At 36.1% G+C, this 22,221-nt stretch carries 15 protein-coding genes; 9 read left to right on the top strand and 6 right to left on the bottom strand.

The window, feature by feature from the left end:
• Positions 1–50: 50 nt before the first annotated feature.
• From JCM15579_RS10045 to JCM15579_RS10030, 4 genes are all read right to left on the bottom strand, one after another.
• The gene (locus tag JCM15579_RS10045; RefSeq protein ID WP_054719463.1) at positions 51–1,100 is read right to left on the bottom strand and encodes a diphosphomevalonate decarboxylase; all 1,050 of its coding nucleotides are present in this window, start codon (positions 1,098–1,100) and stop codon (positions 51–53) included.
• 14 nt (positions 1,101–1,114) lie between these two features.
• Positions 1,115–2,035 carry a GYDIA family GHMP kinase gene (locus JCM15579_RS10040; RefSeq protein ID WP_054719460.1) on the bottom strand — a complete coding sequence of 307 codons (921 nt, stop codon included), beginning with the start codon at positions 2,033–2,035 and terminating at the stop codon, positions 1,115–1,117.
• A 1-nt stretch (position 2,036) separates the two neighbouring features.
• Positions 2,037–3,359 (bottom strand): hydroxymethylglutaryl-CoA reductase, degradative, encoded by a 1,323-nt coding sequence (locus JCM15579_RS10035; RefSeq protein ID WP_054719457.1) that lies wholly within the window; start codon positions 3,357–3,359, stop codon positions 2,037–2,039.
• 122 nt (positions 3,360–3,481) lie between these two features.
• A complete protein-coding gene (locus JCM15579_RS10030) occupies positions 3,482–4,474 on the bottom strand; it encodes a beta/alpha barrel domain-containing protein (RefSeq protein ID WP_054719454.1) in 993 nt (330 codons plus the stop codon).
• Between the two features lie 581 nt (positions 4,475–5,055).
• Between JCM15579_RS10030 and JCM15579_RS20210 the strand changes: the two genes are divergently transcribed.
• Positions 5,056–5,211 (top strand): hypothetical protein, encoded by a 156-nt coding sequence (locus tag JCM15579_RS20210; RefSeq protein ID WP_157471427.1) that lies wholly within the window; start codon positions 5,056–5,058, stop codon positions 5,209–5,211.
• A 133-nt stretch (positions 5,212–5,344) separates the two neighbouring features.
• Here JCM15579_RS20210 and JCM15579_RS10020 read toward each other — a convergent pair whose 3' ends face one another.
• The gene (locus tag JCM15579_RS10020) at positions 5,345–5,692 is read right to left on the bottom strand and encodes a rhodanese-like domain-containing protein (protein WP_083464626.1); all 348 of its coding nucleotides are present in this window, start codon (positions 5,690–5,692) and stop codon (positions 5,345–5,347) included.
• Between the two features lie 104 nt (positions 5,693–5,796).
• A complete protein-coding gene (locus JCM15579_RS10015) occupies positions 5,797–6,189 on the bottom strand; it encodes a carboxymuconolactone decarboxylase family protein (protein WP_172677413.1) in 393 nt (130 codons plus the stop codon).
• 499 nt (positions 6,190–6,688) lie between these two features.
• On the opposite strand from JCM15579_RS10015, the gene JCM15579_RS10010 reads away from it, so the two are divergent.
• The 8 genes from JCM15579_RS10010 to JCM15579_RS09975 are packed head-to-tail and all read left to right on the top strand — an operon-like array spanning position 6,689 to position 22,188.
• Positions 6,689–7,552 carry an ABC transporter ATP-binding protein gene (locus JCM15579_RS10010; protein WP_245625869.1) on the top strand — a complete coding sequence of 288 codons (864 nt, stop codon included), beginning with the start codon at positions 6,689–6,691 and terminating at the stop codon, positions 7,550–7,552.
• A 7-nt stretch (positions 7,553–7,559) separates the two neighbouring features.
• Positions 7,560–8,366, top strand: a complete 807-nt coding sequence (locus tag JCM15579_RS10005; protein WP_054719442.1) for an ABC transporter permease — start codon at positions 7,560–7,562, stop codon at positions 8,364–8,366.
• Positions 8,288–10,906 carry a golvesin C-terminal-like domain-containing protein gene (locus JCM15579_RS10000; RefSeq protein WP_054719439.1) on the top strand — a complete coding sequence of 873 codons (2,619 nt, stop codon included), beginning with the start codon at positions 8,288–8,290 and terminating at the stop codon, positions 10,904–10,906. Before JCM15579_RS10005 ends, JCM15579_RS10000 begins: the two co-directional genes overlap by 79 nt.
• Positions 10,907–10,923: 17 nt before the next feature.
• A complete protein-coding gene (locus JCM15579_RS09995) occupies positions 10,924–12,417 on the top strand; it encodes a TolC family protein (RefSeq protein WP_054719436.1) in 1,494 nt (497 codons plus the stop codon).
• Positions 12,418–12,458: 41 nt separating this feature from the next.
• Complete coding sequence (locus JCM15579_RS09990) at positions 12,459–13,508, top strand: efflux RND transporter periplasmic adaptor subunit (protein WP_083464635.1); 1,050 nt, start codon at positions 12,459–12,461, stop codon at positions 13,506–13,508.
• Between the two features lie 6 nt (positions 13,509–13,514).
• Positions 13,515–16,655, top strand: a complete 3,141-nt coding sequence (locus JCM15579_RS09985) for an efflux RND transporter permease subunit (RefSeq protein ID WP_054719430.1) — start codon at positions 13,515–13,517, stop codon at positions 16,653–16,655.
• A 26-nt stretch (positions 16,656–16,681) separates the two neighbouring features.
• Positions 16,682–21,424, top strand: coding sequence for an efflux RND transporter permease subunit (locus JCM15579_RS09980; RefSeq protein WP_054719428.1), 4,743 nt, complete (start codon positions 16,682–16,684; stop codon positions 21,422–21,424).
• 56 nt (positions 21,425–21,480) lie between these two features.
• Positions 21,481–22,188, top strand: coding sequence for a hypothetical protein (locus JCM15579_RS09975; RefSeq protein WP_054719425.1), 708 nt, complete (start codon positions 21,481–21,483; stop codon positions 22,186–22,188).
• Positions 22,189–22,221 lie beyond the last annotated feature (33 nt).

Genomic DNA, 22,221 nt, shown 5'->3' with positions numbered 1-22,221 from the left:
CAGAATATTCACCAAAAAGAAGAAGCTTTCCATGAAACAATTGACTCTCTTTATGCACCACCAGAAATATTAATTTGTTTGGGACCTAAACCTGTTTCATCCTTAAGATATTTCCCATTTTCAAGTAAATCCTTTAGCTGTTCATTTACAAAAGCATCAACTTTTAGGCTGTCTTTTTTAGGAAACATCAGGTGAATATTTGGACCAGCATCCAAGGTAAATCCTACAGGAATTTTAGTTGTATCTCTAAATTCACGAATTAATTCAATCGCTTCCAAAGTATTAGGTTTCATCAAGGTAAATGAAGGTGTAGAATTCATCATTAAACCATGTAAGCTTAATGCTTCATTTTCTAGAACTTCTATAAAATCATCCAAATCGCCACTACGTAAAATCCCAAGCATACGCTCAAAATTTGAATTGGCCTGATGATATCTAGCTTGTGCAAATGGATGATTCTTCATCAATCCATGTCCTGCTGTACTTGATACTTTTTTCTTTTTGGAACTTACCAATAAAATATAGTCCTGGTAATCTTTAAATATTGGATGAATGTATTTTGAAAAAGGAGTTGCAAAATCATTCGACGCTTTCGAAAATGCACTACTCTCACCCCATGTTGCATAGGATTCGTAAATCGATCGCGATGCACTACCAGATCCCAAACGGGCAAGAAAACTTGCTTTTTGTAAAAACTTATCATGCTCCAGTTGATTACCTGAAATCAATTCTTCCATACTACAAATGCACAATGCAAGTGCACTCATGGCCGAAGCGGAACTTGCAATTCCTGTAGAATGAGGAAAAGTATTTTCTGATGTAATAGAGTATGAGAATTGGCTTAAAAATGGCATTTCCTCATTTAATCCTTCAAAAAGTGTTTCAATTCTTTTGGCAAAATCAAGATTTTCTTTTCCCTCGAATTCAAAATTTATCCACTTCTCTTTTCTTTCTGAAAATGACAATTGAGTTCTACTTACAGCATTCTTCAATGTCATGCTTACAGATGGGTTACATGGGTATTGTCTACCTGTTTTTCCCCAATATTTTATCAAGGCAATATTTGAAGGGCTCTCCCAAGCCACAGTTCCTTTCTTCATTCGATTTTCAATTGTTAACTCAAGATAATGTCATCCCAAGCAAATATTGTGGTTAATCCTTTCTCATAAAAATAGCGGTATACTTCTCGCTTTCCCAAATCTGATCGAACCAAAATAAAGTCTCCGCCCCATGCTCCCAATGATTTAATACTTCCCTCGAAATCTGGAAATTTTATAACCTTTACAGGATCAGTATGAAGCACTTCTGCAATAAATCTTTCATGTTCTGAAATCAAAGCATCAAACTCCATGGAGTTTTCACTCTGTAACAATTTCTTACTCAACAGTGATACACTCTCAACCTGAGTTTTTGTTACTGGATTGCCATTCAGATATTTCTTTACACTTTCCTCACTATTTTGCTTATTTCCGAGATATACAAAGAAAAGTTGATCTGAAAAATCAGGTTCGAATCTTATCGGATATATCGTTGGATGAGATTCATTTTTACGAAACAGAATGGGCAAACAATAATTTGCACAAGCAATATCATAACCAGAACCATTTGACACCAAAGCGTGCAATTCATAAGGATTCACATCTGCCCATTGTGCAATATTATTAATCAGACTTGAACTACTTCCTAACCCCCAATTTCTATCAAAATTGATCTCCGTTTTAACCTTTAATGAAAGATTTGGCAAAAAATCTACATTTAATCTCTTTGCCTGATTCAAAATGAAACACACAAAATCCTTCTCTGAACTCCCTTTGTTTTCTGCACTTAAAATATCTTTTTCAGAGATTGAAAATTGTAACCATGGTTGGGCTCTATCCAATGCTATCCATTCCAATTCAGTCGTATCAGATTCATAAATTTCCATCAATTGACCAAAACGAAGAGGTATAGCCAACGATAACGCACCATGCAACACCAAGTATTCTCCGGTAATTAGAAATTTAGCATTCGAATAATATTTATTTAATGGAGTCAAACTATCGCAATTTGGTTCTAATGGATTTAATAAATGATTCTACTTCGCTATAAGAAACTGTTTTGTGGGCAAAATACTCTAAAGCTTGTTTCTTTTCCTCATAATCGGCTTTTAATGCATTTAACAAGTTCGACAGGTGCATTTTCATGTGGCCATACTGTATACCTGTTGTAACCAGTGATCTTAACGCACCAAAATTATTCGCCAATCCAGCCGTAGCTGTAATCATCATTAACTCTTTGGCAGATGGTTTTCCAAGCAATTCCAAACCAAATTTAGCCAAAGGGTGTAAACTAGTCAATCCTCCAACTGTTCCTAAGGACAGAGGTATGGTTAATTTGTACTTGAATCGATTATTTGAAACGGATGCATGGGTAAGGCTTTTATATTTACCTGATTTAGCGGCCCACACATGACCATTGGCTTCAATTGCCCTAAAATCATTGCCTGTTGCCAATGCAACTGCATCAATTCCATTAAAAATACCTTTATTGTGCGTAGCAGCTCTATATACATCCACTTCTGCAATTTTCGAAGCTCTTAAGAATTTCTCTGCAAACTCTCTACCGCTCATTCCTGGTTCAATATTATCTAGCTCTTGCAAATCACATTCAACCCAACTTTCAACAACACAATCTGGAGTATAATTGGATAAAATAGACATGATAATTTCACATTCACGTTCAATATCTTCCAGCCCCTGATAATACTTAAAGAATTTCTTCATGGTCTGCGCCATCTGTTCCAGACATGAATTTATAAAATTCGCTCCCATGGAATCTACAGTATCAAAATCAACATGTAATTGGTAATAATCTTCCATCTCATATGATAAATCTACCAATCGTATATTTTGAATCCCACCTCCTCGCTGACGCATATTTCTCGTCAACTCCTTTGTTGTTCGATAGAGTTCATATTTCAACTCAGGTAATAAATCTAGTAGTCTTACTTTTTCGCCTTTCCACAAAAAATGCACTTGCCCTGACTTTACCACCGAAATAACTCTTGCATGAAAACCTCCATGATTGGCCCAAAACTTCGCAGATCGAGAAGCTGCCGCAATTACAGAACTTTCCTCAATAACCATTGGGATGTGATACAAACTTTTGTTTATCAAGAAATTAGGCGCAACTCCAAAAGGCAAATAAAAATTGGAAAGTGTATTTTCGCTTATCTCATCCAGGAGATCTTGTTGTTCCTTATTCTGTAGTCGAAAACTATCTAGTTTTGATTTAATCTTATCAGCATTATTAGTAAGAGCAGCAACTTTTTCTTCACGAGATAGTTTGGAAAAGCCAGATATTATCGATTTTCGCTTCATAAATTAATATTTAATTCCTGCAATAAAGGAAAATTCAGTAAATAATAAAATACTTACAGGTCCTAAAATACATTTTTTATTCAGCGAAGCCAAATCAGTTCATAAAAAATACATTCACACCATTACTTTAACCTTAAAAATGCCTTTGCTATTTTTAAACCCTTTACCTGAGATTGTATATAACTTTGCAGATCAGAATACGAATCTTTCGCATACTTTAGTAATTCAGAGGCTTGACCATATATGGCTGGTAATTTACTTTTCTCTGTCAAAAAATAACCATCAATAAAACTATGAATTCCTCCAGAGATAATTAGTTCTTTGCATTTTATATCCTTGTTACTTTCAACAATGGCATTGGTCCATTCCAACATCTGATCAGCAGTATGACCAATTTTTGTCAAAGGATCATACAATTGTATCTGGTTATCCGGATTTCTCATCATTTCAATCTTTGCAAAGTTGGTTCCTCCAAATGCACCGAATTCGATGGCTTGCAAAGGCAATTGCATAAGTTGATTTAAACTATTAGGTCCAAACCCCTGTCCAACTTCCTTTACAATCACAGGATAATCAGCATATTTCAGCAAATCTTTTATGGAGTCTATTGGAGATCTTAGAATTAAATCGCCTTCGGGTTGAAGCCACTCTTGCATTGGGTTTACATGAATGATTATACCATCTGCATGAAGTTTTTTTACCAGATTTGAAATTTTTGATAGCTCATTATTTCGTATTAGCTCTTCAAGCTGACAAATTCCTAAGTTAGCGTACAATGGCAATTCTGATCCTATAACATGTCTTACATCAAAATCTGCAAGATATTTATCGTCATCCAATAACAACCTACAAGAACCTAATCCCATTCCCATACCAAATTCTGCACAAGCTTTTGCAAGATTCGAATTGATTTTTCCAGCAAGTTTAGTACCTCCTGTCATACTCGAGACCCAAATTGGCGTGCGTATTTCCTTTCCTAAAAATGTAAAAGGCATAAGTTCCTTTTGGGGATGAGTATTTATAAATGGCTCGTAGTAAAACCTATCATCAACTAAACTTCTTTCAATTTGAGAACGAAAAGCCAATTCTATATGATCCTTTTTCCTATCGGTCATTATTTGTCAAATATTACAGTTGTCAATATTAATTCTATTGATATAATTCACTTTATCAAACCTTAGTAGTACCAAGTTAACACATAATTTTATAAATCAACAAAAGGTAAATCTACACAAAATTAGTACAAATTTAAATCTATTTTGAATGATTCTTAATAGCATATAGACTCACACCACTATTACACGTTGATTTTGTGAGTATTACAATCTTTTTTGCAAACTTGACAGTTTTGGCACTAGGATCATACATAAGGTTGTCATAATTTTACAACTCGATATAAAAAACATATCACTATGGAACTAGAAATATGGCATTTATGGATGCTACTGTCAGTAGGTTTATTTGTAGTTGAAATTATTACCTCCAACTTTTCATCTCTATGCTTTGGCATTGGTTCACTTTCTGCTGGTGTATTGGCTTATGCTAATTTCTCCATATCAATTCAATTGGTAGTATTCTTAACCCTTTCTATAATCAGCATACTAATTCTTAAGCCCTTTCTTAAACAAAAATTAATCAGTAAAAAAGGAGTGCATCTTTCAATTGATACAAATTATATCGCAGAGAAGCCTATGTTATGGAAGAGATTAACCCGCATAAGAAAAAAGGAAAAGTTATCATTGCAGGTACAGGTAAAAAAGCCACAACCACCTCAGGAGAAATAATTCCTGAAGGCGCTTTTGTCGAAATATTAGATTCGTGTGGTGCTGAATTAACCGTAAAAGAAATATAAAGAATAATCTTAAAATCGAATGTTTGAGCAATTCGTACCTTAAATTCATCTCTCCGATTAAAAAACAATTATTACATGTCGGTTCAATTTTTACAATTGCTTTTTAGTTAAGGAGAGGTGATATCTATTTAAATCATCTATATCTCTGAACTTTAGGATCGACCTCAACAGACCAGCGGTCGATTCCACCTTTTAAGTTATAAACACGAGTGAATCCATTTTTTCGAAGATAATTCATAACCTGTTTACTACGCACTCCCATGTGGCAAAATACAACCAAATCTTTGTCCTTTGGTAACTCATCTATTTTTGCGGGAATTTCACCCATTGGGATATGTCTGGCATTTTCGATGTGACAGATTTTAACTTCCACTGGTTCACGAACATCTATCATCATCATATCTCTTCTCTTCTCCATCTCCTGAAGTATCTCAAGAGGAGTAAATTCATTTTTTTTAGCATGGTCATTTTTAAATTTCATACTCACAAAATTCTGTATTAATGATTAATACAAATATAATGAGATAAAAAGAAGGAAGCTAAAAAACTCCCTTCACAAACTTCACGCATCAATCTTTATAAATATTAATGTTGCAATTGCATATGTTTCACATGCTCACACGCAGCATCAATTTCTCTTGTGAATTCATCATAATCAATCTGCATGCCATTCACATAAGTACTCCAACCAGATGTAGCCTTCGCAAAATGAACGGCCTCTTCAATTTCTTCATCTGAAGCTCCAAATAGTCGAGCCATTTCGGTATGAAAATATGCACAATATTTACATTTGGTTACAGCAGCAATTGATAAACCTATTAATTCACGATTTTTGGTTTCAATAGCTCCATCTTCAAGTTGTAACTTTTTAAAAAGGTTCCACTCCAATTCCAAAGTATTATCCGGAATTAGCTTAAACATTGTTGGAATAAGTCCAAACGTTTGTTCAATTTCTTCATAAATCTTCTTTCTCTTCATATCTTTCTCCATTTCCAAATAATGATTAAATTAAGTAATTCAGCTATAGAAGTCAATATTTTCATTCATTCTAAATAGCAAACAATCGCACTGCGCTATTTTCAATCCAATCTACATTAACACTAATGATTACTATTAATAGTCTAAAGCATGGCATTTATCAACTAACATACTGCAGTTTCATCCTGCAAATCATAAAATAACATTCAATTTTATTCTAGAAATGCTCTATTTAGATTAGGGAAAAATCAATTACAAGTCATTTACCGAGGCACAAATATTTATTTGAAAAATTGTAACCTTTCTTCCTTATTTCTTGTCTGATAAACTACATAAATCGAGTAAACCAGTTAGTTTATCGAATAATGAGTATAAAGCATGTTAAAATTTAGCATAAATTGTAAATTTGATAGACAGTTTCAATTCATTATGCTTATCGATCAAACCACCAACAAAATTCACTAATTGAAGGCTAACCATGCAAATTAAAATAGACTCTTTGAGTAAAATTTATCCTAATGGCAAAAAGGCTCTTGACAATATCAATTTAGAAATTGGCAACGGCATGTTTGGTTTATTAGGGCCAAATGGTGCTGGTAAATCCAGTTTAATGAGAATATTGGTCACCTTAATGCAAGCATCGGAAGGTAATGTATTGTACGATGGGTTCGATTTAATAAAAGATCGAAAGGAAATTAGGAACATGCTTGGATACCTACCACAAGATTTTAGATTTTTTACAAAATTAAAAACCTGGGAATTTCTGGATTATGCCGCATCATTAGCAGGAATTAGAAGCAAAAAAATAAGAAGAGAAAAGGTTGATGAGTGGCTCGAAAAAGTAGGTCTGTTTGATGTAAGAGAACGTGATGCAAACAAACTCTCCGGAGGAATGAAAAGAAGATTGGGTATTGCTCAAACTTTAATTGGCGATCCTAAAATCATCATTGTTGATGAACCAACAACAGGTCTTGACCCAGAAGAACGTATCCGATTCAGAAATATCTTATCAGAAATTAGTCAGAAAGATGTTATCATCATTCTCTCCACACATATTGTAGGAGATATCTCAAGTGTTTGTAATAACTTGGCTCTTCTCAATTCCGGTAAACTTGCCTTTAATGGTTCTCCACAGGAATTAATCGAACAAGCAAAAGGGCATGTTTGGCAAGTAAATACTTCAGGTTATGAATACGATTTAATAAAAGAACAATATGCTGTGGTATCCACTATCCCTACTAAGGATGGCTGGGAAGTTCAATTAATTGGCGATGGTAGTAAATTTAAAAATGCCATTGAACTCGAACCCAACCTTGAACATGCTTATGTGTATTTCATGGAAAAATCAGCAACCTTAATTTAAAATCTTCATGCTTTCTCTTCACACCATACGATCCGTAGCCAAATACGAAACCAAAACTTTACTCCGTTCATGGTTCTTTAGAATTTTCGCCATTATGGCCATCCTTTTTATAGGAGGCTTTAACATAGCCGCTTTTGTCGAAGGAAGTGATGCTCCATGGATCTACCGAGCCTTGCCTGCTGCAATTCCTTATGCCAATCTTATTATTCTCAATCTTGGACAAGCTATTGTTGCGGTTTTTTTGGCATCCGAATTTTTAAAGCAAGACAGTAAAAATGATACCGTTGAAGTGATTTATGCCCGATCAATGACCAATAGTGAATACATTTTGGGAAAATCGCTTGGCATTATTATGGTTTTTGTAATTCTGAATATCATCATGCTGCTTATGGGAATAGGTTTTTCCTTTTTAAGCAACGAATCATCGCAAAGCATTTGGGTACTTTTATACTACCCTCTTTTAATATCAATACCCACACTTATTTACATACTGGGACTGGCTTTCTTCATGATGATTTTATTAAAGAATCAAGCCATTACATTTATTGTATTGTTAGGCTATATTGCCTTAACCATTTTTTATCTAAACACAAAAGTCTACCAAATATTCGATTATATCGCCTACCAGATTCCTATGATGAATTCAACAATAGGCGGATTTGGAAACATATTTGAAGTGGCTATTCATAGAGGAATATACCTATTTTTAGGAGTTGGGTTGATTCTATTTACCATTTGGAAACTACCACGTCTTCCTCAATCGAAAAGATTGGTTTCTTTACCTATTTATTTGGCACTAATAAGTTTTGCATAGCAGGTGGCCTAAGCTATAAATATCTGGATATTAAAATAGGAAGTGAAAAATACAGAGATAAGTTAATTTCAATAAACAATCAGTACGTTGATTACGCAAAACTTGAAGTTAGCAAGTGTAGCTTAAACCTAACGCATCTTGGTGACCAAATTCAAGTTACAGCAAACATCACAGCGCAAAACAATTCAAAGCAAAATTTAGATACTCTAATATTTAGTCTAAATCCTCTGCTCAAAATTAACTCTGTATCAATTAATAACGAACCTGTTCCATTTATTCGAAAAGAACAATTAATACAAATCGTTCCGAAACATGAAATTGTTATCAACAAAGAGCTTAATCTTCAATTCGATTATGCTGGTAAAATTGATGAAAGAACACACTTTTTAGATTCTGATCCTAACTTGATAAGGGACAACTTTACCGCAGAGATGTTCAGAATTAGAAAAAGAAATTCGTACCTAAAAGACAATTTTGTTTGCCTGACAAGTGAAGCACTTTGGTATCCAATTTCAGGAGTGGGTTATTCCTCTCTTTATCCAAGTTTATATTCTCCTGATTTTACAGACTTCAAACTACATGTAAAAACACAGGAAAACTTAACGGCCATATCGCAAGGCAAAGTGAGTAAAATAAATTCTGGTGAATTTTCTTTTGAATCGGAATATGCATTGCCTCAGATCAGTTTATTAATCGGGGATTATAAAAAGCACAGTATTGATGTTGATTCAATAGAATATTCGATTTATTCAATCAAAGGAAATCAGTTTTTCCTAAAACACTTTAATGTTATTCAAGATAGCCTCCCTTCTTTAATTAGAGAGCTTAAAAATGAATATGAAACTTCACATGGTTACTCTTATCCATTTAAAAGATTGTCAATGGCCGAAGTGCCAATTCAATTCTCCTTAGACAAACACAACTGGTCAATTGCTAGTAATGCCATTCAGCCTGAAATTATTTTCTATCCTGAGAAAGGAGTTGTAATGGAGGAAACTGATTTTAAAAATCGCAAAAAGCGCTTTGAGAAGCGAATGAAAAGAGACAATGAAGAGGTATCTGAAGAAGAATTACAGGCACGAATTTTTAAACGATTTATTCGTGGTAATTTTATGCCGCCACCAAATGAATGGTATCAGTTCGATCATATTGATAGAAATACATTTTCTCTTTTCCCTAATTACTTTTCTCATTCATCCGGTCTATCGTGCAAAGAAATTCCAGCATTAAATATAGCATTAGGGGTTTATTTAAAAGAAAATAACGAAGTATCACAAAATTTCTCACGTTGGCGCTGGCAAGGAATTAGCAAAGACGAAAGAATTAATCTACTTCTTAAGAATTCTTCGCTAAGAGATATTGCTGATATCAAAATACCAAAGGCAGATAATTTAGATGATCAAATCATACTAAACGATATTTTAAGAGTAAAAGGCAAGCATTTGTTCTCTCTTTTTAAAGCCAGATATGGTGAAGAGGAATTCAACAAAGTACTGAATGAGTTTATTGAATCAAACCGATTCCAAAAGTTTGATTTCTCTCAATTTGATAGTCTTTTGTTGGCCAACTTTAATTCATCTGTAAAATTAGAAGTTGAAGATTGGTATACCACAACCAAACTACCAGGCTTTCTGTTAAAAGACCTTCAAACTTATAAGGTAAAAGATGGCGATCACATCAAATATCAAGTCCGATTTAAAATTTCAAATCCTGAATCGGTTGATGGAATTGTAAGCGTTATTATTGAAACTGGAGGACAAAATAACCGCTTCAGAAGAAGGCGTGAAGAAAACGAAAAACCTGATTTCACAAAATCTATATTTATACCTGCACATTCTGCCAAAGAAGTCGGGTTTGTATTTCCATCGGAACCAGGAAGAATGAATGTATTTACTCACCTATCTGAAAATCTTCCGAATAGTCTGGTTTATGATTTTAGCTCATTTGCTGAAACCAAAAGGAGTAAATTCTTTAATGAAACCAAAGAGTGTGAGTTATTTGAAGGTGTTTTAGAGGCCAATGAATTTGTGGTTGACAATGAAGACAAAGGATTTGAATATGTTCAGGTTTCTAACAAAAGCCAATTAAAACAATGGGTTGATAGCAGAAGAGATGATATTGAAGAATATGCCAGATTAAGAACCTGGAATCCACCAAATGAATGGAAAAATGTATTAAGATCGGGTTTCTTTGGAAAGTATGTACGTTCTGCATTTTTCACAAAATCAGGCATTGGTGACAGAACCGCCAGTTGGAAACCTGAATTAAAAAATCCTGGTTACTACGATGTATTCTGTCATGTAAATAAGATTGAACAATATTGGGGCCGAAAAAAGAAAACAAAAACAGATTACAACTTCAAGATCTATCATGAAGATGGATTTGAGGCGGTAAATAAATCTGATCAGGAACTGGAAAATGGTTGGAATTATTTGGGCAGTTTCTATATCACTCCTGAAACAGCAAAAGTTGAATTAAATAACAAATCCGTTGGTGCATATTTATTCGCTGACGCAATTAAATGGGTAGAAAATAAATAGTCTAATAATATAATCGCATGATTCTTAACAAGCTTACCTTAAAAACATTCGCTTTAACAGGATTTTTATTCATTGGTTCTTTCTGTGCTTCAGCACAAAAGGAACTCACTCTGGAAGAAGCCCTTTTAATTGCGTTCGATAACAGTCCTGACATTATAAAATCTAGAATTAGTATGCAACAGGAAAAGGAACGATTGAATGCTCAATTGGCATCTTTGCGTTCTCGATTCTCATTTGATGTTACGCCAATTTCATACGAAAAAACCGAATCGTACAACGAGTATTTCTCTACTTGGAATACCTCAGAAAATAAAGGTGCCAGTGGAACTTTTACAGTTTCGCAACCTATTAAACTAACCAACGGTAAACTTTCTCTTATGAATGAGTTTGGCTATCAGGACAACTCATCGAAGGCAAGCAATTCTGAATATTCTGGCTACAACAACTACTTGTACATGAAATATGATCAACCAATCTTTACCTTTAATAAAACCAAAATGGACCTGACACGAAACGAGTTGAATTTGGAAAATGCAACACTTTCCTACTCCATTCAGATGCTAGATATCGAGCGTCAGGTAAATCAGGCTTTTTACACCATTTATCAGAAGCAAATGGCATTAAAAATTTCTGAAGAGGAGTATGAAAATCAGAAGGTAAGTAAGGAAATCATTGTCAGTAAGGTAGAAGGTGGACTCTCAGCCAAAGAAGAATTGTACCAGGCAGAGTTGAATCTTGCAACTAGCAAATCAACTCTTGACAACAACAGAGTTGCACTGGAAAATGCCAAAGATGAATTCAAACTGCTATTAGGAATTTCTCTTTACGAAGATATAAGTGTATCCACAGATATTCAATATGTCCCAGTAATTGTAGATCTTGAAAAAGCCATTCAGAATGGATTAACTCAAAGATTGGAACTTACCAAAAGAGAAATTGATTTAAACAATGCAAAATTCGACTTGATTGAGACCTCATCAATTAATGAATTTAAGGGAAACATCAGCCTTTCTATGGGGATAATGGGAAATAATAAGAGACTAGCTGATGTTTACGACAAACCAACCAAAAGCCCACGGGTTGGGGTTACTTTCTCTATTCCAATTTTCGATTGGGGGGAAAGAAGAGCAAGAATCAGAGCTGCAGAATTGGAAGTGGAAAGTAGAGAAATAGATAAAAATAGTTTGAAAGACGATATTACCATCAACATCAGAAAAACTTATCGCAACCTGCAAAACCTGATACAAAGAATTGAAATTGAAAAACAAAACGAAAAAAATGCTCAACTAACCTACGAAATCAACCTGGAACGATACCGTAATGGTGATCTTACCAGTATCGATCTTGAGCGATTCCAGAATCAGCTTTCTGAGAAAAAAATGAATCTTGCTAATTCTTTAATTAACTATAAATTGGAATTGTTGAACCTAAAGATTCAATCTCTTTGGGATTTCGAAAAAGATCAATCATTTGTGCCTTTGGAGCTACAAGAAAACTTAAGAATGGACTAATTTAAAAATCAATACTAACACAAAATATAATGGCCTTAACAATGAAACGACTTGCATTTTTACTTTTGGGAGCTACACTTTTCGCTTCTTGCGATGATAAAAAAGCTGATTTAAACAAGGATATCGCAGTTCAGGTATCCGTAAAGGAAATTGCACCTAAAAGCATCGAAAAATATATCAGTACAACCGGTACTGTAGAACCAATTAAGACAGTGGATTTAAAATCGGAGGTTGCCGGAAAATACCAACTTCAAACCAATCCAAGAACTGGACGAAAATTCCAACTGGGAGATTACGTGCAAGAAGGAACGGTTGTAATTCAGCTTGAAGACAAGGAATATGAAAATAATATCAAAATCAAATCCTTAGAGCTACGATTGGAAATTTCGAAGCAGACTTTCGAAAAGCAGCAGTCACTTTACGAAAAAGGTGGAGTAACCCTTTCAGAGTTAAAAAATGCTGAAATTGAACTGATTAATGCCAAATATTCCTACGAGGATGCAATATTCCGATTGGAAAAACTAAAAGTCAAGGCTCCATTTTCAGGAACGATTACCAACCTGAATTATTATACCGAAAACACAAGAATAGAAGCAGCTTCTCCAGTTCTAAGTATGATGGATTACAGCAAACTTCACATGGAAATTAATCTTGCTGAAAAAAACATTTCCATGATTAAAACTGGCCAGCCAGTTAATATCGTGAACTATACCATTCCTGGAGACACTTTAAATGGAGTTCTTACTCAACTTTCACCTGCCATTGATGCTGAAACACGTTCATTCAAAGCAGTTATTAACATCAACAACTCAAAACTATTGCTTCGCCCGGGAATGTTTGCCAAGGGAGAAATTGTTGTAGCCAAAGCCGACTCAGCTCTTGTTATTCCTAAAAATGTAATTCTAAACAAACAGAAAGGAAATGTTGTTTTTGTTGTTCACAAAGGATTAGCGGAAGAACGTGTAATTGAATTTGGTCTTGAAAACCCAGATGAAGTACAAATTGTTTCAGGCTTGGAAAAGAAAGATCGATTGGTTGTTAAAGGTTTTGAAACTCTTCGAAATCGTTCAAAAATTAAGATTGTAAAGTAATTCCACATGAAGAAAATAACTCAATTTTCAGTTAATTACCCAGTAACTGTGTCCATGATTGTATTGGCCATTTTACTCTTAGGCTACGTTTCGCTGGGTAAACTGAGTGTAGATCTGTTTCCGGAAATGAATGCCCCGCGCATTTTTGTGGAAATAAAAGCAGGTGAACGACCTCCTGAAGAAATTGAAAAGCAATTTATTGAAAGTATCGAATCTCAGGCAATCAGGCAAAAAGGTGTAAGTCAAGTATCATCGGTTTGTATGGTTGGTTCAGCTCGAATAACAGTTGAGTATACTTGGGGAAGCGATATGGATGAAGCATTTCTTGACCTGCAAAAGGCTTTAACCACATACTCTCAAAATTCTGAGTTAGACGATTTCACAATCACCCAACACGATCCAAACGCATCTCCTATTCTAATCATGGGAATGCTTCATCCTGAAATAAAAGATATGGATGAACTTCGGAAGGTTGGTGAAAATTACATCCGAAATGAGTTGATCCGTTTGGAAGGTATTGCTGAAGTTGAGCTAACTGGTGCACTTGAAAAAGAAATTCGAATTGAAACCAACCAATATCTTTTAGATGCTCATGGTCTAACTGTAGATCAAATTGTTCAGAAAATTCAAAGTCTGAACCGAAATGTATCGGGCGGAAGCATTGTTGAAATGGGTACCAAATACATTATCAAAGGTGCTGGTTTGATTCGTGATATTGAGGAAATCGAAAATGTAATTGTTGGCACAAAAAACCAACAAACAAACGTTCCGACACAAGCTGGTGCAAATCAGGGCAACCAAGTTCCTGTAAAAAACAAGGTACCTATAAGACTAAAAGATGTAGCAGAAGTAAAATTTGTTCCTAAACAAGCCCAAAATATTGTTCGCATAAATGGTGAAAGATGCGTAGGGCTTTCCATTTACAAAGAAACAGGATCGAATACAGTAAAAGCTGTAGAAGATTTCGATACCGCAATGGAATCGATCAAAAAAGCTTTACCTGGATATCAATTCGTCATTGTACAAAATCAGGGTCAGTTTATACAGAAAGCCATTGATGAAGTAGAAGAAACAGCTCTTCTAGGAGTTTTGATAGCCATTTTTGTTTTGTTCATATTTCTTCGCAGGTTCAAAGTTACAGCAATTGTAAGTTTTGCAATTCCGGTATCTATTATTGCCACCTTCAATCTGATGTACTTTAATGGTCTTAGCCTGAACATTATGACTTTGGGTGGGTTGGCACTTGGAGCAGGAATGTTGGTAGACAATGCCATTGTTGTGATTGAGAATATCTTCAGAAAAATGGAGCTTGGCCTATCGGTGAAAGATGCGGCCATTGAAGGAACCTCTGAGGTAGGAGGAGCTATTGTTGCGTCCACACTCACAACCATTGTGGTATTTCTTCCGATTGTTTATCTGCATGGTGCTTCTGGTGCATTATTTAAAGACCAGGCATGGACTGTTGCATTCTCATTGCTTGCTTCGCTTTTTGTTGCCATTCTCTTTATCCCAATGCTTTTTAACTATGCTTACAAGGGAAGTAAGAAAAAATTCAAATTTAAATCCGTTAAGATTGGATGGTATGGCGAGTTATTGGGCAATCTTTTAAATAAAAGAGGGCTTGTAATGATTAGTGCTTGCGTTTTACTAGTTATAACCGGACTTATTCTTCCTTTGGTTGGTAATGAATATTTACCTAAAAGTGGTGTTGGTGAGTTTAGCCTAGATATAGAGCTACAAGAAGGTACACAGTTGGAAAGAACTTCAAAAACGGTTGAAGCCATTGAATCGATGCTTTGGCAATCTATGGGAGATCAAATTGAAACGGTTTACAGCAAAATTGGACCTAATACAGGAAGTACAAACGACAAAGCGGTTTTCCAAAATGAGAATACTGCCAATATCAAAATCCGATTGAAAAAGGAATACATTTCCCTTTCTGAAGAAATTCTAAACAATGTTGGGACTTTAATCAGCAATGTTCCTAATGCAGAAATATCCATTGTTAGAGATGAAACCGCTTTACAATCAACAATTGGGACAGAAGACGCTCCTATTGAAGTTGAAGTAAAAGGAAAAGATATGGCGGTTTTAGAACGCTTATCGAAAGAGATAAAGGAGAGTTTGATTTCCATTCCTGAATTGGCAAATGTACAAACCAATATTGAGGAAGGTGCTCCTGAAGTTAATGTTGTGGTTGATCGCTACAAAGCTGGTATTTTTAACATGAGTACCGAAAGCATTGCCGGACAATTACAGGACATGCTTATGGGAAAACAAGCTGGCAAGTACGAGCATGGTGGCGAAATGAGCGATATCACCGTTCAACTTCCCGAGATCAGCATCAACGAGCTGAATTCTGTGATGCTTCAAAATGGCAATTCAGAAATTCCCCTTTACGAAGTGGCCCATATCGAAAAATCCTCATCGCCGAAACAAATGCTTCGAAGAAACCAAAACCGAATCGGAAAAATCAGTGCTGATATTCAAGGTGATATGGCATTCGACCAGGTTGTTGGAAAGATTAATGAGAAATTGGCAAACGTAGACTTGCCAACTGGTTACCAAATTGGATTAATTGGTGAGGAACAAAAAAGGCAGGAAGCCATGTCAAACCTTAGCTTTGCTCTAATGCTTTCGGTAATTCTTGTCTATATGGTAATGGCATCTCAATTTGAATCTTTAATTCATCCATTCACCATTCTACTTACCATTCCTTTGGCAGGTGTCGGAGCTGTTTGGGCTTTCTTCCTTCTCGGGATTCCTATGAACATTATGGCTTATATCGGAATTATTATGCTGGGAGGGATTGCAGTAAACGACTCTATTATTCTGGTAGATGCCATCAACCAATTCAAGGAACAAGGAAACTCATTGCGCGATTCCATTATCATGGCTGGTGAGAATAGAATTCGACCAATTATCATGACCAGTGTAACAACCATCTTGGCTCTTCTTCCATTAACAATTGGATTTGGCGAAAGCGCTGCCCTTAGAGCTCCAATGGCTATTGCAGTAATTGCAGGTTTAATTACTTCTACCATTCTCAGTTTGGTAGTAATTCCTTGTGTATACTTTGCCTTCGATAGAATTCAGAGTTTCATCACAAATTCAAGGGAAGAGAGAATGAAATATGAAAAAGAGTAAAATACAAGCTAAAAGCTGATTAATATATGAACTTCATTATAAAAAGAAAGGTTTTAATTGCGATGCTGTTCACAGGATTAAGTATGCTGGGATATTTTTCCTACAAGCAACTTCCTGTCGAGTTGATTCCCAATGCAAACCTTCCTATGCTCTTTGTTCAGGTTGGCACCGGTATCGAGGTTGATCCAAGATATATGGAGAATCAGGCAATTATCCCTTTAGAAGGAGTTGCCGGAAGCCTTGAAGGAGTTGAGAAAATAGAATCAACTGCAGGACAGCAACGAGGAAGCATCCAAATTTCTTTTGAACAAGGCACAAACATCAAGTACGCCTATTTAAAACTTGCCGAAAAAGTGGAGGAAGTCAAAAAAAATCTTCCTCAGGAATTTCAGGTTCAGGTTTTAAAATTTGATATGGAACAACTCAACAACATGTTCATGAACATTCAGGTTCGTGGAAGTGGTGGAGTTGACCGGGTGCGACAAATCACTGAGAATGAAATTCTCGATAAAATCCAAAACATTGATGGCATTGCAAATGCGGCAATATTTGGAGGACGAGAAAAATCAGTGGAAATTTTACTTCGCGATGACGTTTGTAAGAGCTATGGAATTAGTCCTTCTGATGTTCGAACCGCACTGAATAACAATGGCAACATTCGACGTTTTGCCGGGAAAGTAATCGATAAAGATCAACTGAATTTTGTAAATGTTGTTTCCCAGTTCTCTGATATCAACGAGCTACATGAGTTGGTTGTACAAGAAAAGGGAGATATCAGGTTAAAGGATATCGCTTACATTCATTATGGGGTTAAAACTCAAACTTCCTACAGCCGTGTGAATGGAAAAGAGGCAGTAACTCTGCAATTAACTCGCGATGCTCAGTCTAACATCATTGAATTATCGGAGGCTACCCTTGCCAAAATTGATGATCTAAACAAAGAACTAAAGAACAATGATGTAGAAATGGTTGTTCAGCTAAATATGGCTGAAACCATGAAAACCAATATTGATTTAATCATTGAGTTGGCCTTGGTAGGAGGTATTCTGGCAATTTTTATCCTTTGGATTTTCCTAAAAAACTTGCGATTGGTAACGGCAATCGCTTTGGCAATTCCAATCTCGGTTTACACTGCCTTCAACTTCTTTTATGCCTACGGAATTAGCATCAATACATTAACGCTATTGGGAATGGCTTTGGCCATAGGTATGCTCCTCGACAACAGTATTGTCGTCCTCGAGAACATATACCGACTCGCTGCACAAAAGAAAGACGCAAATACTGCCGTAATTCAGGGAACCAAGGAAGTTTGGCGATCAATCTTCGCAGCAACCCTAACCACCATAACGGTATTCCTGCCATTCGTATTTTCTTCCAATTTCTTAATCGGATTAATGGGCAAACACATTGGTGTTTCCATCATTTCTACCCTATTGGTATCCTTGGTAGTGGCTTTGCTGTTGATTCCAATGATTACGCATAGTTTTTTAAGACGCAGAGGAAAATTTCAGGAAATAAACTTTAAAAACATCTCCTATCACAACCGATTGGTACAAGTATATTTGGTACTGCTCAAATCTTGTATGCGTCACCCGGGAAGAACAGTTTTAGGCGCTTTAGGTTTGTTCTTTATCACACTACTAATCAGTTTAGGCTTAAGCTTTATTTCTACAGAAGAAACCGAAAACAAAGATCTGAATCTGTATGTCAACCTTCCGGGAGGTACAACCCTTGAAAATACCGATTTGTTTGTTCAGCAGGTAGAAGAAAAATTAGCCTCACTCGAGGAGAAGAAAGACATCACCAGCCAGATTTACGAAGAGGAAGCTATGCTTACCATTAGCTTAGTAGATGATTATCGCGAAAAGCAAAATCTAAGTATTCCTGGCATTAAGAAAAACATTATGGAACGCCTGGATGGATTGCCTCGCTCATCTTTTAGCTGGGACCCTCCGGCACAAGGAAGAAGATTTGGTGGAGGTGGAGGCGATGGCTTCGGTGGTGATGATCCTTTTATGGAAATGCTGGGTATCGGTAGTCAAAAAGAAAAGCTGATTATTAAAGGTCAAAATTTCGATAAAATGCTTGACCTTTCTGAAGATTTGGACTATTACCTCAGCCAACTTACATCCATTAAAAATGTGAATGTACGAATTCCTTCCAAGCGTCCTGAGTTGGTTTTGGAATTAGACAAACAGGTGATGGCCTTATATGATATTCCTGTGAGTTCGGTTCTATCGGAGTTGAATTCTTTCCAAAAGGAATTCTCGAGTAATGTTGTGTTTAAGGAAGGAAACGAAGAGTACGATATTGTTATCAAAACCATTGGTGAAAATCCTGAAATCACTCGAAATGCTCAAGATCTGCGAAAGCTAACCGTTCGTGGAACTCAAGGGGCAGAATTCGAATTGGAAAACATCAGTAAATTCAACTTTACCGATGGCTTGTCTACGATTAAGCGAACCAATCAGGAAAAACAGTTGGTGGTTTCATATCAATTTATCGATGAAGTAAACGATGATAAAGATCTTCTTACAGCTGCACGAGTAGAAATCGACGAAATCATTGGAGGAATGACCTTGCCTTCGGGACTGGCTGTTGAAATTGTTCACGAGGAGAACAGTTTGGGCGAATTCGGTTTCCTTTTCCTAATGGCATTCATTCTTATTTTCATGATTTTGGCATCGGTTTTCGAATCGTTTAATATGCCAATCGTAATGATGTTCTCGATACCAATGGCTGCCATTGGTTCATTGGTTGCACTGATACTTACGGGAACCTCATTGATGAATGCCAATGTATTTACAGGTCTTATTATTTTGCTTGGAATTGTGGTAAACAACGGAATCATCATGATTGATTATTCCAATGTGCTTCGAAAAAGAGGCTACCGACAATCCAGAGCCTTGATGATGGCTGGATTGGCTCGTATACGTCCTATTTTAATTACTGCAATTACAACCATTATTGCTTTAATGCCATTGGCACTGGGACGAGCTGAATATGTAACGCAAATTGGTGTTCCGTTTGCCATTACAGTAATTGGGGGCTTAAGCTTAAGTACCATTTTAACTTTGGTATTCATTCCTACGCTTTATACAGGATTACAAACCAGTTTAAACTGGATGCGCAATCAGCAAGTATGGATCAAAGTGATACAATTTGGCATTTGGATAGCCGGAGCCTATTTCATATACACCGAGGTTGACAGTAAAATCTGGCAAATCATCGATCTGCTGGTACTTCTTTTATCGGTTCCTGCCTGTATCTATTTTATTCAGGCAAGTTTGCGCAAAGCCAACGAAGAGCTTATTGCTGCCGATGACGAGCTGCAAATCCAGATCCGAAATCTTGTTAAAATATACGATTGGGATGGTAGGTTTATGCGCGAATGGAAGTCGGGATTAAGAGTTAGAGAACGTTTGGGACTAAAGCATTCCTACACTCGCCTGCGCGATTTCTTAACCCTGGTATGGCAATTGCCACTAATTGCCTTTATGATCTATTTTATCTATTTCCATTTGCAAAGCAAGTATTGGTTGGTTCTGCTATCCATCAATTTCCAAATTATGCTTTTATATTTCATGGCACCAATTATGGAGTACAGAAAACACCTAATAGAAAAAGGCAAAAGCAAATTGGGAAGGATTGTAATTAACCTGTTCCATAAATTCATTTACTGGATTTTCCCATTAGTTGTATTGGTTTATTTCAATAGCAAGTTCGAATTAATTGGATTGACAATTCCGGTTGCCGTATTGTGGTATTTTGCTTTGCTGATAAAGAAAACATCCAACAAAATTTATCGCGAAAAGATCAACATCAACCGATTAATAGGAAGATTTAAAGGAATCCGTAAGTTTTTCTACCGATTTGTATTGATTATCCCAATCATCGGGAAACAGAAAGTTCCTTTTAAAGCAGTAAAGAGCGTTTCTTTCGATATTGGCAATGGTATGTTTGGCTTGTTGGGACCTAACGGTGCCGGTAAATCAACCCTAATGCGTATTGTTTGTGGGATACTGGAACAGAGTTACGGACAAATCACCATTAACGGCATTGATGTTCGTGAAAAACGCGAAGAACTGCAAGGATTGATCGGTTACCTTCCTCAGGAATTTGGCATGTACGAAAACATGACCGCCTGGGATTTCCTGAACTACATGGCCATCCTGAAAAAGATTCACAATACCGAAGTACGCACAGAGCGTGTTCGATACGTGCTGGATGCTGTACACATGCTCAAGAACAAAGATGAGAAAATTGGATCCTTCTCGGGTGGTATGAAACAGAGAATTGGGATTGCTCAAATCTTGCTTCACCTGCCAAGAATTCTTGTGGTAGATGAGCCAACAGCTGGTCTTGATCCTCGTGAACGAATCCGCTTCAGAAACCTTTTGGTTGAACTGAGTAAGAAACGAATTGTAATCTTCTCTACTCATATTATTGAGGATGTAGCAAGCTCGTGTAACCGAGTGGCTGTAATGAAAAAAGGAGAACTGAAATATCTTGGTGAACCTGTTCATATGGCAGGAATTGCCAACGAAAAAGTTTGGATGTTGAAGATTTCGCCTGAAGAATTTGAACAGTTTAAGAAAGAACACGTGATTATTCATCACATGAGCGATAACGATCATATTCGAGTAAGATGCCTATCGGATGAAGATCCTGGGTACGGAGCGGTTAACACCCAAGCAAATCTCGAAGATGCATATTTGTGTTTGCTGAATGACACCAGCGAGCAAAAAATAACCATGATGAATGTTTAGACAGAACCACGAAGTAAAACTACTTTGATTGGCCTTTGTGGTTAAAAACAAAAAACATGAAAGCAATAGAACAAATAAAACTCATAACAGACTTTGTTCGCTACAATGTGAAAATCATATTTGCGAATAAATTCATCTACTTTCTAATAGCAGCCTTCGCCTTCTATTTTATGGTTATGGGCATCATGCTATTTACAGATTCTAGTCCCGATGAGTCGGATATTTATACAAGTTTAATTTTCCCGGGAATATTGATCCTCTTTTATCCGGTGATCTATATCATTCAAAGCGATAAGGATACACGAATGCTCGAAATTCTATTCGGAATTCCCAATTACCGATACAAAGTTTACTTGGTGCGTTTTGCATTAAGCGTTCTCTTACTGGTATCGCTAATATTTTTAATGTCGTGGTTAACGGTCTTTCTGGTAATCAAGATTGATGTATTTCATATGGTTTACGAGCTGATGTATTGCCTGCTATTTTTGGCAAGTTTGGCATTTTTGCTTACCACTTTAATTAAGAATGCAAGTGGAGCAGCCGTAGTCATGGTGGTTTTAGGATTGGTATTTCTGATACTGGCCGAACCTTTACAATACAGCAAATGGAACATCTTTCTAAATCCTTTTAACGTTCCGGGCGATATGAGTTACACCATCTGGCAAAATGTATTGTACCAAAATCGCATGATGCTAATCATTGGTTCGCTTATTACCATTCTGTGGAGCTTAATCAACCTACAACGCAGAGAAAAGTTTGTATAAACAATGAACAGTTAGCAGTAAGCAGTTATCGGT

This window comes from Marinifilum fragile JCM 15579 (genome assembly GCF_001310955.1).
Classification (GTDB): Bacteria; Bacteroidota; Bacteroidia; order Bacteroidales; family Marinifilaceae; genus Marinifilum; species Marinifilum fragile.
The sequence above is the reverse complement of the archived record's forward strand: the minus strand, read 5'-3'. Positions and strand labels throughout refer to the sequence as shown.

What these genes read in the sequence shown, in the direction of transcription:
- JCM15579_RS10045 (WP_054719463.1), bottom strand. Translation starts at nt 1,100, where the DNA reads ATGAAGAAAGGAACTGTGGCTTGGGAGAGCCCTTCAAATATTGCCTTG.
- JCM15579_RS10035 (WP_054719457.1), bottom strand. Translation starts at nt 3,359, where the DNA reads ATGAAGCGAAAATCGATAATATCTGGCTTTTCCAAACTATCTCGTGAA.
- JCM15579_RS10030 (WP_054719454.1), bottom strand. Translation starts at nt 4,474, where the DNA reads ATGACCGATAGGAAAAAGGATCATATAGAATTGGCTTTTCGTTCTCAA.
- JCM15579_RS20210 (WP_157471427.1), top strand. Translation starts at nt 5,056, where the DNA reads ATGGAAGAGATTAACCCGCATAAGAAAAAAGGAAAAGTTATCATTGCA.
- JCM15579_RS10020 (WP_083464626.1), bottom strand. Translation starts at nt 5,692, where the DNA reads ATGAAATTTAAAAATGACCATGCTAAAAAAAATGAATTTACTCCTCTT.
- JCM15579_RS10015 (WP_172677413.1), bottom strand. Translation starts at nt 6,189, where the DNA reads ATGAAGAGAAAGAAGATTTATGAAGAAATTGAACAAACGTTTGGACTT.
- JCM15579_RS10005 (WP_054719442.1), top strand. Translation starts at nt 7,560, where the DNA reads ATGCTTTCTCTTCACACCATACGATCCGTAGCCAAATACGAAACCAAA.
- JCM15579_RS09995 (WP_054719436.1), top strand. Translation starts at nt 10,924, where the DNA reads ATGATTCTTAACAAGCTTACCTTAAAAACATTCGCTTTAACAGGATTT.
- JCM15579_RS09990 (WP_083464635.1), top strand. Translation starts at nt 12,459, where the DNA reads ATGAAACGACTTGCATTTTTACTTTTGGGAGCTACACTTTTCGCTTCT.
- JCM15579_RS09985 (WP_054719430.1), top strand. Translation starts at nt 13,515, where the DNA reads ATGAAGAAAATAACTCAATTTTCAGTTAATTACCCAGTAACTGTGTCC.
- JCM15579_RS09980 (WP_054719428.1), top strand. Translation starts at nt 16,682, where the DNA reads ATGAACTTCATTATAAAAAGAAAGGTTTTAATTGCGATGCTGTTCACA.
- JCM15579_RS09975 (WP_054719425.1), top strand. Translation starts at nt 21,481, where the DNA reads ATGAAAGCAATAGAACAAATAAAACTCATAACAGACTTTGTTCGCTAC.